Annotated in this window: 13 protein-coding genes; 7 read left to right on the top strand and 6 right to left on the bottom strand. The window is 46.5% G+C overall.

Annotation, left to right across the window (positions count from 1 at the left end; genetic code table 11):
• The first annotated feature begins 2 nt into the window (after window positions 1-2).
• Complete coding sequence (locus A7975_RS27585; protein WP_065387282.1) at window positions 3-1,169, top strand: Ger(x)C family spore germination protein; 1,167 nt, start codon at window positions 3-5, stop codon at window positions 1,167-1,169.
• Window positions 1,170-1,526: 357 nt separating this feature from the next.
• On the opposite strand, the gene A7975_RS27580 is transcribed toward A7975_RS27585, so the two are convergent.
• Window positions 1,527-2,924: a glycosyltransferase family 4 protein gene (locus tag A7975_RS27580; protein ID WP_065387281.1), complete on the bottom strand. Its 1,398-nt coding sequence runs from the start codon at window positions 2,922-2,924 to the stop codon at window positions 1,527-1,529.
• 289 nt (window positions 2,925-3,213) lie between these two features.
• Here A7975_RS27580 and A7975_RS27575 point away from each other — a divergent pair, with 289 nt between their 5' ends.
• Genes A7975_RS27575 through A7975_RS27555 form a run of 5 tightly spaced genes read left to right on the top strand, consistent with a single transcriptional unit; the run spans window position 3,214 to window position 9,335 of the window.
• Window positions 3,214-4,488 (top strand): nucleotide sugar dehydrogenase, encoded by a 1,275-nt coding sequence (locus A7975_RS27575; RefSeq protein ID WP_065387280.1) that lies wholly within the window; start codon window positions 3,214-3,216, stop codon window positions 4,486-4,488.
• A gap of 13 nt (window positions 4,489-4,501) precedes the next feature.
• Window positions 4,502-5,464 carry an NAD-dependent epimerase/dehydratase family protein gene (locus A7975_RS27570; protein WP_065387279.1) on the top strand — a complete coding sequence of 321 codons (963 nt, stop codon included), beginning with the start codon at window positions 4,502-4,504 and terminating at the stop codon, window positions 5,462-5,464.
• A gap of 34 nt (window positions 5,465-5,498) precedes the next feature.
• A complete protein-coding gene (locus A7975_RS27565; RefSeq protein WP_065387278.1) occupies window positions 5,499-6,719 on the top strand; it encodes a glycosyltransferase family 4 protein in 1,221 nt (406 codons plus the stop codon).
• Window positions 6,716-8,074, top strand: a complete 1,359-nt coding sequence (locus A7975_RS27560) for a glycosyltransferase family 4 protein (protein WP_065387277.1) — start codon at window positions 6,716-6,718, stop codon at window positions 8,072-8,074. Before A7975_RS27565 ends, A7975_RS27560 begins: the two co-directional genes overlap by 4 nt.
• A gap of 25 nt (window positions 8,075-8,099) precedes the next feature.
• On the top strand, window positions 8,100-9,335 hold the full coding sequence (locus tag A7975_RS27555) for a sialidase family protein (protein WP_065387276.1): 1,236 nt from the start codon (window positions 8,100-8,102) through the stop codon (window positions 9,333-9,335).
• A gap of 53 nt (window positions 9,336-9,388) precedes the next feature.
• On the opposite strand, the gene A7975_RS27550 is transcribed toward A7975_RS27555, so the two are convergent.
• The 4 genes from A7975_RS27550 to A7975_RS27535 all read right to left on the bottom strand — a co-directional run bounded on the left by A7975_RS27550 (window position 9,389) and on the right by A7975_RS27535 (window position 11,362).
• Window positions 9,389-9,838, bottom strand: a complete 450-nt coding sequence (locus A7975_RS27550; protein ID WP_065387275.1) for a hypothetical protein — start codon at window positions 9,836-9,838, stop codon at window positions 9,389-9,391.
• An 87-nt stretch (window positions 9,839-9,925) separates the two neighbouring features.
• Window positions 9,926-10,393, bottom strand: coding sequence for a hypothetical protein (locus tag A7975_RS27545; protein WP_065387274.1), 468 nt, complete (start codon window positions 10,391-10,393; stop codon window positions 9,926-9,928).
• 35 nt (window positions 10,394-10,428) lie between these two features.
• Window positions 10,429-10,878 (bottom strand): hypothetical protein, encoded by a 450-nt coding sequence (locus A7975_RS27540; RefSeq protein WP_053371890.1) that lies wholly within the window; start codon window positions 10,876-10,878, stop codon window positions 10,429-10,431.
• A gap of 25 nt (window positions 10,879-10,903) precedes the next feature.
• A complete protein-coding gene (locus tag A7975_RS27535) occupies window positions 10,904-11,362 on the bottom strand; it encodes a hypothetical protein (protein ID WP_053371889.1) in 459 nt (152 codons plus the stop codon).
• A 157-nt stretch (window positions 11,363-11,519) separates the two neighbouring features.
• Here A7975_RS27535 and A7975_RS27530 point away from each other — a divergent pair, with 157 nt between their 5' ends.
• Window positions 11,520-12,158: a class I SAM-dependent methyltransferase gene (locus A7975_RS27530; RefSeq protein ID WP_053371888.1), complete on the top strand. Its 639-nt coding sequence runs from the start codon at window positions 11,520-11,522 to the stop codon at window positions 12,156-12,158.
• Window positions 12,159-12,394: 236 nt separating this feature from the next.
• On the opposite strand, the gene A7975_RS27525 is transcribed toward A7975_RS27530, so the two are convergent.
• Window positions 12,395-13,309 carry an NAD-dependent epimerase/dehydratase family protein gene (locus tag A7975_RS27525; RefSeq protein WP_065387273.1) on the bottom strand — a complete coding sequence of 305 codons (915 nt, stop codon included), beginning with the start codon at window positions 13,307-13,309 and terminating at the stop codon, window positions 12,395-12,397.
• Between the last annotated feature and the right edge of the window lie 221 nt (window positions 13,310-13,530).

Below are 13,530 nucleotides of genomic sequence, written 5' to 3'. Positions count from 1 at the left end.
GGTTGAAGCTTAACCTGCGGTGCATCCTCATAATGACGGTTGGATTGTTATTCACATCAGGTTGTTCTACAGACGTCAAGGATATCGAAAAGCTGAGTTATGCTTCCGCATTAGGCGTAGATTTTAAGGATGGAAAATATCATGGCTACATCCAATTCATAGATTTTCAATCGGTTGCGAAATCGAGCGACGGTCAGAAGTCTCCTTCGAGAGTTTGGGTAGGCGAGGGAGTTGGAGATACCTTTGAAGAATCATTTTTCAATCTCTATCAGACGGCGCAAGAAAGAATTTATTGGGGGCATTTGACGGCGATCGTCATTAGCGAATCGGCATTCAAACAAGGGATAAAAGAAGTGTACGATAGTTTTATCCGGTATTATGAATTTCGTCTAACGCCCTGGGTGTTTGGCACGAGGGAATCCATCAAGGATATCCTCTCAGCAGGAGGATTTTTTGGACAATCTCCGCTTAGCACCATATTGCATGAACCAAAAGGGACTTACTCCCAGTCTTCTGTCATTAATCCGATCAAGCTCCACCGATTAATCGGGCAAATTAACGAGCCCGGTTTTACTACTGCCATACCGACGCTTACTTTAAATAAAAAACAGTGGAGCGAAAAAGATAAGCCCGAGCCTAAGCTAATGATTAATGGGGCGATATTTCTTAAAAATGACGTGTTTAAAAGCTACATTCCAATAAAAGATTTAAACGGACTCCGCTGGGTTCAACAGGGGACGGTTCGTGCCGGCATTCCCGTTCCAAATAAGAAAAAGCCTGCCGTCCAAATCGTTGTGGATAACCCTAAATCTAAGCTGTCACTAGATAAGACCAGCGTTGATATCCGCTACAACATTGATTTGAAAGCGACGGCCTATATCGTAAACCGCACGAAGGATAGCTTCCTCGGGCTGCAGCAATTAACGAATAAGACAACAGAGGTTATCGAACAAGAAATCCGGAGCACATTAAAAACAGGGATAGAGAAAAAGACCGATATTTACAATATAGAACATGAGCTTTACCGCCATCACTATGAGAAGTGGAAGCCTATCTCTCCAGATGATATGATACTGCTGAAAAAGAATCTGATTCAAGATATCCGTATTCACTTAAATATTGAGCACTCGAGCTCGGAAAAAAATTCGACTATCCATCGAAACCAGTAAGCGTCTATCTTTTGGAAAGACTCCAAGAAGTAAAAACCCGACCTCTTTATGAGGTTGGGTTTTTATAATTTGAATGGTCACAGCTTCATGTATGTCCACTTGCTCACTTGCGGGCATCCAGCAGCGGCTGAATAATGCTCATATCCGGAATTGTATATGCATGAGGAAGTGATGAAAGTATCCGATTCCAGATTTTTTTCTGCTGGGCATCCCGTGATGATGCGAAGAAGGCAGCGAGCGTTTTGGGCAAGTTATCGCTAGAGAGAAGCAATGGATTTCTGGATAGGCGTCGTTTTTTTCTTAATATACGGCGTACGCGCCGCAGCTTTCGACGACGTATTCGTTTACGTACAGGCTTTACGATCGTTGCTTTGCGTGCCTTCTTTTTTTGATCCGCTGCCTTTTTTGAGTTATTTTTGCGTGATGTCTTTTTCTTCGGAGGGTGCCCCATTTTCTTCTTCCCTTCTGTGTCGTGATTCGAATTTGCGGTTTAGGCCGTAAAACCACTTCGTCCACAGCTCCCAGATGTTTGCTTCGTGCAAGCTCATAGAGCTCTAGCGTGCGAGAAGCCATTGAAGGCAGCGCCCAATGGTTCTCACCCCATTGCTTTGCATGGTTTGCCATGTCGCTTAATGCCGTTGAATCCGCCTCCATGGCGGACCGCAAGCAGAAATGCAGCTGATCGATATCTCCGGCATGAAAGACGAGCCCAGTCACTGAAGGGGTTACCATTTCCGGTATGCCGCCGGCATCGGAAGTGATAACCAGCTTGCCTGCTAATTGTGCTTCGATAATGGCAAACGGCTGATTATCCTGCATGCTTGGAAGGACGATGAAGTCAGCTTGACGTATCAATGCCGGAACATCATCGCGGTTTCCGGTAAAGATGACGTGATCAGCGAGACCTAATTGATTAGCCGTTTGCATTAAATCTTGACGGAGATAGCCTTCTCCAACCAACCAGCAAACCCAATCCGATCGCTCTTCTTTCAGTTTGGCTAGTGCATGAATGAGATGGATATGTCCTTTTACTACATCAAAGCGTGCAGGGCACATAAACACTTTTTTCGCATCCGGCTTCGCAATCGCCGATACCGAATCGCGCATCATGTGCTGTTGGAATTCGTCAATGTCAAAGCCGTAATGGCTTACTACAATATGGTGTTCAGGAACCGAAAATTCGTTTACCAATACGTTTTTTAACCACTGTGAGGGAGAGATCGTAACATCGCTGACAATTGCGCCCAAATTTTCTCGAATGGTGGAATAGTGCCAAAGAGGGGAGTTTGTATCTTGGTCCGTTAATCCCATTTGCTTTATTTTTACGAACCATTCCTTAGCGAGACAGCCGTGAATGGTCGTTACCAAAGGCGTATGGGCAGGCTTTACACGTGACAATGCATGGGCGCTCACGATGTCCTGCGCGTGTATAATGTCATATTCGCTCAAACCGAAATACATGGCAGCTGCCTCGATACAGTACCGTTCGATTTCAGACTGCTTAATCCATGGATCGATGCCGGGCAATTGGTGATTCATATAGCGGTTTGTCTGATTGGCAATAAATGTCCTTAGTTTGCTTTTATCAATAAACAAGCCTCTGCTTGGGATATAAAATCCAAGTCCGTCTGGCGTCGAGGAGAAAATATCAACGTGATGCCCTGCGAGCTGCAATCCTTTTGCCAACTGATTGACATACGTGTTTACGCCACCTGCATGAGGCAGCGACCAGCTGCAGGCGATTAATATTCGCATTTGTTCCCCTCCCGGTCAAGTCTGTCATCCCCATATCATATGAGTGCTATACAGCATTGTTAACGTACACGAACCTATTTTCCCTTGCATCATTTCAACTAGCAGTCGCATCAGATGTGCTTTTTGTCTATCAAATCCCTTATTTCTCCGTGGAAATAAATAATAGGCAAAAATTTCCTTCAACACCGTGATACTCTACTATTTTATTGAAATTTAGACGTTTAACTAATGCGACTTTGATTAATTTTCGTATGATGCTAGAAGATTAATTAAAGGAGTTGAAAGAGCTTTGGAGCACTCGCTTAAATATAAAATAGGCATTATCGGACTAGGGTACGTCGGATTGTCGCTGGCGCAGTTGTTTCTGGAAAAAGGAAGTACGGTGTATGGCATTGATGTAGAGGAACGAAAGATTAATATGCTTCAGAAACGCCAATCCTATTTGTCTGATTTTAGTAAAAACGATATTCGAAAGCTTTTTAGCAACAATAGTTTTCACATTGGCTGCACATTCGATGTCATAGAGAAAGTAGATGTCATTATTATTTGCGTTCCTACGCCGCTCGATGAGCTTGATCAACCTGATTTGAGATATGTGGTAAGTGCGGCAGAAAGCTCAATCCCGTACTTGAGAAGAGGCCAACTTGTCGTTTTGGAAAGCTCCACGTTCCCAGGGACGTGCGAGGAGCTGCTTAAACCGATTCTGGAATCAACCGGCCTCCTTATAGGCAGGGACATTTCACTCGCATATTCACCTGAGCGAATTGACCCCGGTTCAACATGGGAACTCGGTAAAATACCCAAAGTTGTTGGGGGCGTAACGCCATCATGCACAGCGTATGCGAAGCAAGTATATGGAACGGCGTTCGAGCAAACGGTCGTCGTATCATCGCCGCGCGTTGCCGAAATGACAAAACTCCTCGAAAACTGCCAACGTTTCTTGAATATCTCATTTATGAACAGCCTGCTTAAGATTTGTGAAGAGCTAAATGTAAGCCTTTGGGAAGTGATCGAGGCGGCAGATACGAAGCCGTATGGATTTACGAAATATTATCCAGGGCCGGGCATTGGCGGGCATTGCATTCCGGTTGACCCTCTGTATTTGTTGTGGAAATCGAGGAAGCTTAATTTGGATCTGCCCTTCATCGAGCTTTCCCATCAGGTAAACGAGGATATGCCAGGATATATTGTGGAACGGGTTGCAAAGAGCTTGCGGCCAAAAGAGCTTAAAGAAAGCAGTGTGCTTGTTATCGGGGTTACGTATAAGAAGGACGTTAATGATATCCGAGAATCTATCGCACTGCCCATTATAGAGCAATTGCTGGAATCCGGCGTTCATGTTGGTTATTTTGACCCTTATGTGAATGAGCTGAAGATTGGGGAAACGATGCTGCATGCAATGCCGCTTACGGCACGGAATGTGAAGAAATACGATTGCACGTTGATTTTAACGGATCATTCGAATATTCCTTACGAGCTTCTAGTGATGCACACGCCTGTCGTTATCGACACACGGAACGCCACCGCCAAAATGGCAAATCGCAAAAACGTCATCTTACTCTAAGGGGGTCATGTCATTGAAAATATTAGTAACGGGCGGCGCCGGATTTATCGGCTCTCATTTAGTGGAACGGCTGCTTGCGGAAGGCCACACCGTTTGGACGCTAGATGATTTCTCGAACGGGCGACCGGAGTTTTTATCCCATCTCCAACCCAATAAGCGCCATACTCTCATCGAAGGCTCGGTCATGGATCGCGGCACGCTGAAGAAACTGATCGGCAAAGTCGATGTCGTCTTCCACCTTGCAGCCGTACTGGGCGTTAAAAATACGGTCGACGATCCGATTAAGGTTATTGAAGGCAACATTGACGGGACGCGTAATGTGCTTGAATTAGCCTATCCGCGCCATGTAAAGGTCATATTTACATCAACATCGGAAATATACGGGAAAAATGAAGAGCTGCCCTTTCACGAGCTGTCCGGTAGCATCTACGGGGCGCCCTCTGTCCATCGGTGGTGCTACGCGACGGCAAAGTCGCTTGATGAGCATATGTGCTTCGCTTATGCCAAGAAGGGACTTCCGGTCACAGTGCTCCGGTATTTCAACGCATACGGACCAAGGCAAACAAACTCACAATACGGCGGTGTCGTCGCGCAATTCATTAAGGCAGCCTTAAAGGGCGAGCAGCTCGAGGTTTATGGAGACAGGATGCAGAAGCGTTGCTTCACCTATGTGGACGATACAGTTGCGGGTAGTTTGGCCGCACTTAAACCGGAAGCGAACGGGCTTGCATTCAATATCGGTACGGATCGCTCCATAACGATAAGGGAGCTGGCACAACTGATTGTTAAGCTTAGCAGCTCAAAATCTCCCATTGTAAGCAAATCGTATTTTGAAGCTTATGGGCCAGGATATGAGGATATACCGGCTCGCGAGCCGGATTTGACAAGGTCGGAAACATTGCTCGGCTATAGACCTAAGGTCATGCTGGAAGCGGGTCTTAATAAAACGATCGATTGGTATCGAAATCGGATTTGACAGCTATCAATCGTGTTGGAGAAGGAAGTGACAGATGAAAATTGCACTTGTTTCCTATTGGAGCATTCCTTACACAGGCGGTGTATCCACTTACGTTTTAGCGCTCCGCCAAGGTCTCGAAGCAAGAGGATATGAGGTCGATATCCTCTCCCATAACGAAACCGGAATGAACTATCACAATGTAGATAAAGGCAAATCGATTGATAAGCAAGCGATATCGGTTCCGATCATGCAGCAAATCGGGACTCGGTTCAATGAAAAATCATTGAATTACGATTCATGGCTGGCAGCTATGGAAGGGGAGCGTATCGCATTCCGCCAAGCATTGTCCGAGTTTTCATTAAAGAAATACGACCTCATTCATGCGCAAGATGTCATTTCCGCGATCGGTGCATCGGAAGTGAAATCCAGAACTGCGCCGCTTATTGTGACGCTGCATGGGAAGCTTGCAGCCGAATGGAAGCTTCAAGGCGCGATTTTCGACCATACGCGGTCATGGCAATGGGCAAATGGGCTTGATTATTATGGAAGCATGGTTGGGGACTCGATCATCTTTCCCTCGCAATGGCTCAGGCAACAATATGAATCAACCGGGCTTATGAAGGATATTCAAATGGACGTCATTCCATATGGGATCGATACGTTATCTTTTATCCGCAAATCGGCAAGCATAAACTCGCCTTCAAGACAGGAGGGAGTGAAGCTTTTGGTTTGCCCGGCGCGGCTAGATCCGGTGAAAGGGCATGAGGTTTTATTGGAAGCTCTTGCTCTGCTACTAAAGCAGCGATCAGATTGGATTTGTTGGTTGATCGGGGATGGGCCTTCGCGCGCGCGGCTTGAACAAATCACGAAACAGTATAATCTGCAGCAGCATGTCAGGTTTCTCGGGCATCGCAGCGATATGGCTTCCCTTCTGAAGGAAGCGGATATCGTCGTGCATCCAAGCATTCATGATAATTTGCCTTTTGCGATTATGGAGGCGCAAATAACGGGGAAACCAATAATTGCTTCGGAGGTAGGGGGAATTCCGGAGATGATCATTAATGGAGAGAATGGTTTATTGGTTCCTTCGGGCAGAGCAGACCTGTTAGTTGACCAAATAATTGGATTATTCAATGACGATGCGCTAAGAAAAAAAATGGCCAATAAAGCCCGGTATGATGGGCTTAGGAACTGGTCTTTGGATAAAATGATCGATCGCATCGTACGCCTGTACGATGAAGCGATCCGAGCTAAAGGCGGCGGTGGGCGATGAAAATACTCATTGCCACTTACTGGATACTGCCTCATGTTGGCGGTGTATGGGTCTATATTCAAGATTTAAAAGCAAGTTTGGAACGACTGGGCCATGAGGTGGATGTGCTCGCTGCTCATCCGGATGAGCAAAGCTATTATTTGGTCAATACCGGCCAGCGGGTAAAGAAGGAGCAATTCATGCCGCTCGTTGGAGGAGAGATACGAGCCACGTATGCGCCTCATCACTCTCTAATCAGTCCATGGATCGTTGATCAGGAAATCGAGTTTTGCACCTACGCCATTGCCGCAGCCTATTTCGGACTCGGAAAATATGATCTCATTCATACGCAGGATGTGATCTCCTCACGGGCAATATGGCAGATTAAGCCGGAAGGGATACCTTTAATCAACACCATCCATGGTTGCCTAGCCACCGATTACTGGACTTCGCTCGAAGGGAAAGCGCCGCCCGAATCGATTTGGAAGTATGCTTGCGCCCGGGAGTATTATGGGGCAACTTCGAGCGATTATTCCATCGTACCGACAAAATGGCTGCATGACACGCTCGCCGGCTATTTGGTGCCACCCAATCACATGAAGGTTATTCCCTATGGGATGAACGTTAAACATTATTTGCAACGCATGAATGAGCCCTCCGACTTGAAGTTGCCGGATGCTGCGAATGTCATCGTATGCCCTGCTAGGTTTGATAAAGTAAAAGGACACAGCTGCTTGCTGGATGCCCTTTATAAATTGAAACAAAGGAGAACGGATTGGATTTGCCTGTTCGTTGGCGACGGGAATCTCCGGGAAGAGCTGGAGTTGAAGGCTAACCGATTGGGCCTGGCCCATCACGTTATTTTCACGGGCAGCAGGAACGATGTTCCGGCATTACTAAAGCAATCTGATATCGTCGTACTCGCAAGCTTGAATGACAACCATCCGTTTACGGTCATGGAAGCACAAATTTCACAAAAGCCCATCGTTGTTTCCGATGCGGGTGGCATTCCGGAGATGGTGGAGCACAATCAAACCGGGTTAATAGCTAGAGCGGGGAACAGTGACGAATTAGCGCACTGCTTGGGAACTTTGCTTGAAGACCCTGCACTCCGTAAACGGTTGGCTGCCAACGGTTATAAGTGGGGAATAAAACGCTGGTCATTAACAGCGATGGAAAAGTTAACAGTGCCTCTCTATGAAAATCTTGTGAATAAGCAGCTTGTACGAAAAGTCGTTCATCCGCCAAAACACCCAGCAAGACATGGTTCGTGGATATCCGCCCAACTACGTGACAGGTACAATATGCACATTCCAAGCTCCTTTTCTATCGTAGATGATCATATTATGGGTTCGGTTTTGTTTAATGCTAAATAACAATAATCGATAAAGGGAGATCTCAATGGCAAATATTCAAGTAACCCCGTCAGGCCCCCAGCAGGAACCATCCATCGCTCTTAATTCACTGGATCAATCAACGGTCATCGTGACAACAAATGATCTGCGCTCGGGGAACAATATGACGACGGTTTATCGATCAATCAATGGCGGAGCGTCGTACGCGCAGATGCTGCTGTCTCCTCCAGTCGGGTTCGCAGCTTCCGGTGACGGTGTGGCTGCCTATGGCTATCCTAACGTGTTTCTTGTTTCGGCAACTGCGCTGAATGTAAACCCGGTACGAGATTCATCCATAATCGTGTACCGGTCGACGGACAACGGCGCCTCTTTTTCAAGTCCAATCATTGTCAATCAAGGGTACGGAACCGCTGTGTATAACGACAAGCCTTCGATACGGATCGATACGGCCAATGGCAGTCCTTATCTTGGTCAGGCGTATATCGCTTTTACGCGTTATTTTAACGGTTTTACAAGTTCTGAAACGATGATTCAGCGATCACTGGATCAGGGGGTGACATGGTCTGCTCCCATTCTCTTGACTAATCAAGTTCAAAGCGTTTCTAATTTTGGAGCGAGTGTCGCTATTGGCCCGGCAGGCGAGGTTTATGCCGGGTGGATGCAATACGGGCCAGGGACGCCGCAGTTTCTCATACGCAGATCGGACGATGGAGGTGTGACTTTTGGACCGATTGTCTCCATATCGAATGTTTCATTGGTAGTGACCCCGCTTCCTGTGCCGAACTTTGGGTTTCGCGTCTTGACGATTGCCTATTTGGCGGTGGATATCTCGCCGTTCAACGGTGAAGGCATCGTGTATGCGGTCTGGCAAGATAATCGAACGGGTTCCGCGCACATTTTTATGTCACGCTCCACCAATAAAGGCGTTTCATGGTCAACGCCAATCCAAGTAGACGATAGCCCAGCCGGCACCCAAAACTTTCTTCCGAATTTAACGGTATCGCGTGATAATGGAGGGGTGAAGGTGATGTACTACACGAATCGCGTCAGCAGCTCGTTATTGGATGTGTTTTTAGCTGAGTCGAACGACGCGGGCTCTTCATTTTTGCCTAACCGCCGTGTGACAAGCGTCTCTTTTGATCCGAACGCCGACCCATCGTTAGGCACGCCAACGCCGTCAATTGGTGATTATAACGACTTGGTCGTTAATGCCGCAGGCGTACCGATTATTGTGTGGATGGACACACGAACAGGATCGCAAAACATCTTTGAAGATCTCTAGAAAGAAAAAGGGTGATCGAACGTCCATGTTCATGGAAATCCGATCACCCGATGTTACCCTACAACCATCCCTGTCAAATTAATCGGACCGGTGATTGTGGCGTTTCCAAACCCTGTGTGTTGAACGGTCAAGAAGTATTGTTGGAATGTCCCTATTATCGAAGGGTCCGCCGATTCTGTATGCACAAAGGTGCTTGTGTAATCAAGCGGAATCAGCGGACCTTGCTCCGGCGGCAATCCTACAAAAGCGGAGTCTGTCGTTTGATAAATGATTGGCCCGCCTGTGCTGGAGAGGCGAAGTCGAAATACAAGCTTCGGCAATTCAGCGACAATGAGCAGCTGAGCCTCCCAACCGACCGTTCCCCGCAATTCGATTTTGTTATTGGATGCCGTAGCCTGCAGGAAAATAGATGTTAATAATATTTCTTGGCCTTGCGTAAGAGCAATCGGAAGCAACCCCGATCCGACCGGTACTTCTTGAAAGGCATAGTCGATGATTTCCAATAGATTCGCATCTCCTTTTTCAAGCATTTTTTCTCTATATAGGAGATGCGGCTTGATGCAGGTACGATAGTGGCATTTGCCTATTGCTTACAGATAGACAATTCCGTCAATGTGTACGGGACCCGTAATTGTAGCAACATTTTGTCCAATATGCTCTACTGTGAGGGCATATTGCTGGAAAGTGCCGACCATAGCCGGAGTAGCCGTTTCGGTATGCTGGAACGAGGTGGTGAAATCCAGCGCTACCCATGGCCCCTCGCTGGCGGTACCCAAGAAAGCAGAATCTGTCGTTTGAAATACGATTGGCGCAGGGGCGCCAGTACCGCCGCGCCGCAAGCGAAATAGAAGTTTTGGAACGATATTCACGATTAGCAATTGCGCTTCCCAGCCGATAGTAGCTTTCACCTCGATCCGATTGCTGGCACTGGTGACTTGAAGAAAGATAGAGGTCAGCAGCACCTCAGATCCCGGAGCAATGATAAAAGGCAGAGACCCTGATCCTGCAGGTACTTCTTGGTACTGATAATCAATTATGGTGACAGTTATATCAATCATCTCCTCGCAATATTGCCTGAAATAAAGGCGGATTTTTAGAAGCCAATCGTGGAGCCGATAAGAGTAACGGGACCAACAACCGTGATCGAGCCAAGTCCATTTGATTGCACGGTTAAAAAATATTGCTGGAATGTACCAACGGTGCTTGGGTCTGGCGATTCCACGTGGTTCAGCGTTGTCGTTATGATGTTCGATAACAGCGATCCCGTTCCGAGAAATTCCGAATCGGTTGTTTGATAGACCTCCGGAAATGCGGGCGTGGAACCACCGCGACGGATCCGGAATGTGAGCTTGGGAACGATGGGCAACAATAGCAGCTCAGTCTGCCAACCCACCGTAGCTTGCAGAACCAATTTGTTGCTTGTGCTGGTCACGTTTAAAAATATGGAAGTCAATAACGTTTCGGTACCGGCAGCCAGCAATAACGGCAATGACTGCGTATTTTGTTGAACTTCCTGCGATGCGAAATCTACCAATACGGGCATGGTCTCAACTCCTTTTTAATATGAATCAACCGATAATTTGACCAATTAGCGTAACCGGACCTGAGATGGTCGCCCCGCCTGTCCCTGAGAGCTCGGCAGTTAGAAAATATTGTTGATAGGTCCCTGCGATTGCAGGCGTATCAGGAGATGCGGCACGAGAGAAGGACATCGTTAGATCTGATGTTAGTACCGGAATCAGGTTGCCTGCACCGAGAAAAATCGAGTCCGTTGTTTGAAAAATGAGCGTGCTCGCAGGGGTGAACCCGCCGCGTCTAATGCGGAAAATAACTTCTGGCACAAGCGGGAGCAGCGAGAGCTGGGCCTCCCAACCAACCGAGGAAAACAGTTCGACCTTAACATTCGGGTTTGCGATATTGAGAAAGATGGAGGTAAGCAGCACTTCAGAGCCGGATGCCAAGTTAAGAGGAAGCGACATTTGGCCGATAAGAACTTCCTGTGAAGCAAAATCAATCAATTGATTCATTCACGTATCTCCTTTCTTGTCCAATTGAATACTTCTGTATAGTAGATTCATAGTTTTAGAGTTATGACACGTATAAATGAATCAGGCTAAAGGTTTAATTTTCATAGAAATGATACGTTTGACCGATTCGATTCTTTTAGGTAATGGGGGAAGGATTATGGATGATGAGCTTACGAGGATGGAACGGATGTACGCTACGTCTTTTTACGATGTCATGATGGATCATCATTATCGCTATCATTTTGTATTGAGCTTCATTCGCCAAGGGGATATTGTACTGGATGCAGCCTGCGGCTCGGGGTATGGCACGCATTACATCGCCAAAAACTCAGCTTGCGCATTAGCAGTCGGAGTAGATCGGTCAGACCATGCGTTAAATTGGGCGATGGACCATTTCTATTGCGATAATACCGTTTATGTGAAATGCGATTTGGCAGGATCGTTTCGGGATGAGCTTCCTATCCAACGGTATGATGTCGTCACTTGCTTCGAAACCGTGGAGCATATGGCGGATGACCGGTCATTTGTCCAGAAGCTTTATGATTCGCTTAACGATAACGGCATTCTTCTCATCTCGGCGCCGAATGAAAAAGTTATTCCGCATTTGAAGAACCCTTACTTTCTTGGCGGAGTGAACCCTCACCATTTCCGCCATTACCGGCCTAACGAGCTGTGCAGCTTGTTAACGGATTGCGGTTTTCGCATTCAGCAAATATGTACGCAGGATAATGAGACGTATGAGCTTATTACGGACCGCGACGACGGATTTACAACTGTGCTTGTTGCGGTTAAATAAATAGAATAACAAGTGGAACTTTCCTCTTGGTTAAACGTGAAAAAAAAGAGTTCATAATAGAATGGACTTGACGCGCTTAACCGGAGGTTTTTTGTGTGCAAGGATAGGGATGCAGCAAATTAGGCGACCTCCTCCCGGTTGAATACCGAGAAGCGATCGCCTTAATGGGACTATTTTATAGTCTGCTTGATAGAGCTGTGGGCAGCATGTTGTGACATAGGTTCCTTTATTAGAGCCTATACATCAACGTTATACTGGTAGGTTTGTTTTAACCCTTCGAACAGACTGCCTTTCGGCCGCCATCCAAGTATATGCTCGGCTTTCGCATTATCAAGGCAGCTGTCCATTATATCGCCGGGCCGTTCTGGGCCATGCACGACTTCAAAGCTTGGCTCATGAATCATATTTAATAAATGAACAAGGTTATTAATAGAAGTGCGCTGCCCTGTGCTTATATTAATCGTTTCCCTATCTCCTTGATTTATGGCTGCTATATTTGCCTTGACGACATCCTGAACATAAATAAAATCGCGGTTCTGATTGCCGCTGCCGTGCACGAATAACGGGAGTCCCTTTTTTAGGTTATTCATATAGATCGCGACTACGCCGCCTTCGCCCTTAGAGGTCTGACGAGGGCCATACACGTTGCTGTAGCGCAATATTGTAAAGTTTATGCCATCCATTGCATGAAACAGTCGGAAATAGCTTTCACAAGTAGATTTGGATAGCCCATAATAGGAAATTGGCGCAGGAGGTGTATCTTCCGTATTGCGTCCGTTTTTGGAGACACCGTATACGGCTGATGTTGAAGAAAATATGATTTTACCGACGCCGGCTTTCTTGCAAGCATTAATGAGCTGGACGGTTCCAACGATATTGACTTTAGAGTCGTATGCGGGGTCGGTTATCGATCGTTGAACATCTACCTGCGCTGCCATATGAAACACAACGTCAGGCCGTTCGGTTTCAATGATTTTACTAGCCATATCATGGTTTATATCAACTACATGCAATTTTGCGGCAGGGTTCACATGATTTCTTGATCCGGTTGAAAGATTGTCAATAATGTGTACTTCAGCACCGCTTTCGATAAGCATATCCGTAAGATGGGAGCCTATAAAACCTGCGCCTCCCGTAACCAAAGCTTTCATAATTCAACTCCTCGCTATGACGATATGATTCATAGTATGCATAACAGAGGAATTGGTAATATGTATTCATCTCCTAGGTTATAGCCATTTTATTCATCTCAAAAAGGATCACAGCTAATCATAAGATAGGAGCCCCAGCCCTTGTACGTTCTCCATTCTTCTCGACTCATGTCATATTCATCGGCAATATGTCACAATCGTTATAAATCGCATATTGCACG

Source organism: Bacillus sp. FJAT-26390, from assembly GCF_001682865.1.
GTDB lineage: Bacteria > Bacillota > Bacilli > Paenibacillales > Paenibacillaceae > Pristimantibacillus.
This window is presented reverse-complemented; position numbering and strand designations above follow the sequence as displayed.

What these genes read in the sequence shown, in the direction of transcription:
- A7975_RS27535 (WP_053371889.1), bottom strand. Translation starts at nt 11,362, where the DNA reads ATGAATCAATTGATTGATTTTGCTTCACAGGAAGTTCTTATCGGCCAA.
- A7975_RS27525 (WP_065387273.1), bottom strand. Translation starts at nt 13,309, where the DNA reads ATGAAAGCTTTGGTTACGGGAGGCGCAGGTTTTATAGGCTCCCATCTT.
- A7975_RS27545 (WP_065387274.1), bottom strand. Translation starts at nt 10,393, where the DNA reads ATGATTGATATAACTGTCACCATAATTGATTATCAGTACCAAGAAGTA.
- A7975_RS27565 (WP_065387278.1), top strand. Translation starts at nt 5,499, where the DNA reads ATGAAAATTGCACTTGTTTCCTATTGGAGCATTCCTTACACAGGCGGT.
- A7975_RS27580 (WP_065387281.1), bottom strand. Translation starts at nt 2,924, where the DNA reads ATGCGAATATTAATCGCCTGCAGCTGGTCGCTGCCTCATGCAGGTGGC.
- A7975_RS27540 (WP_053371890.1), bottom strand. Translation starts at nt 10,878, where the DNA reads ATGCCCGTATTGGTAGATTTCGCATCGCAGGAAGTTCAACAAAATACG.
- A7975_RS27555 (WP_065387276.1), top strand. Translation starts at nt 8,100, where the DNA reads ATGGCAAATATTCAAGTAACCCCGTCAGGCCCCCAGCAGGAACCATCC.
- A7975_RS27560 (WP_065387277.1), top strand. Translation starts at nt 6,716, where the DNA reads ATGAAAATACTCATTGCCACTTACTGGATACTGCCTCATGTTGGCGGT.
- A7975_RS27530 (WP_053371888.1), top strand. Translation starts at nt 11,520, where the DNA reads ATGGATGATGAGCTTACGAGGATGGAACGGATGTACGCTACGTCTTTT.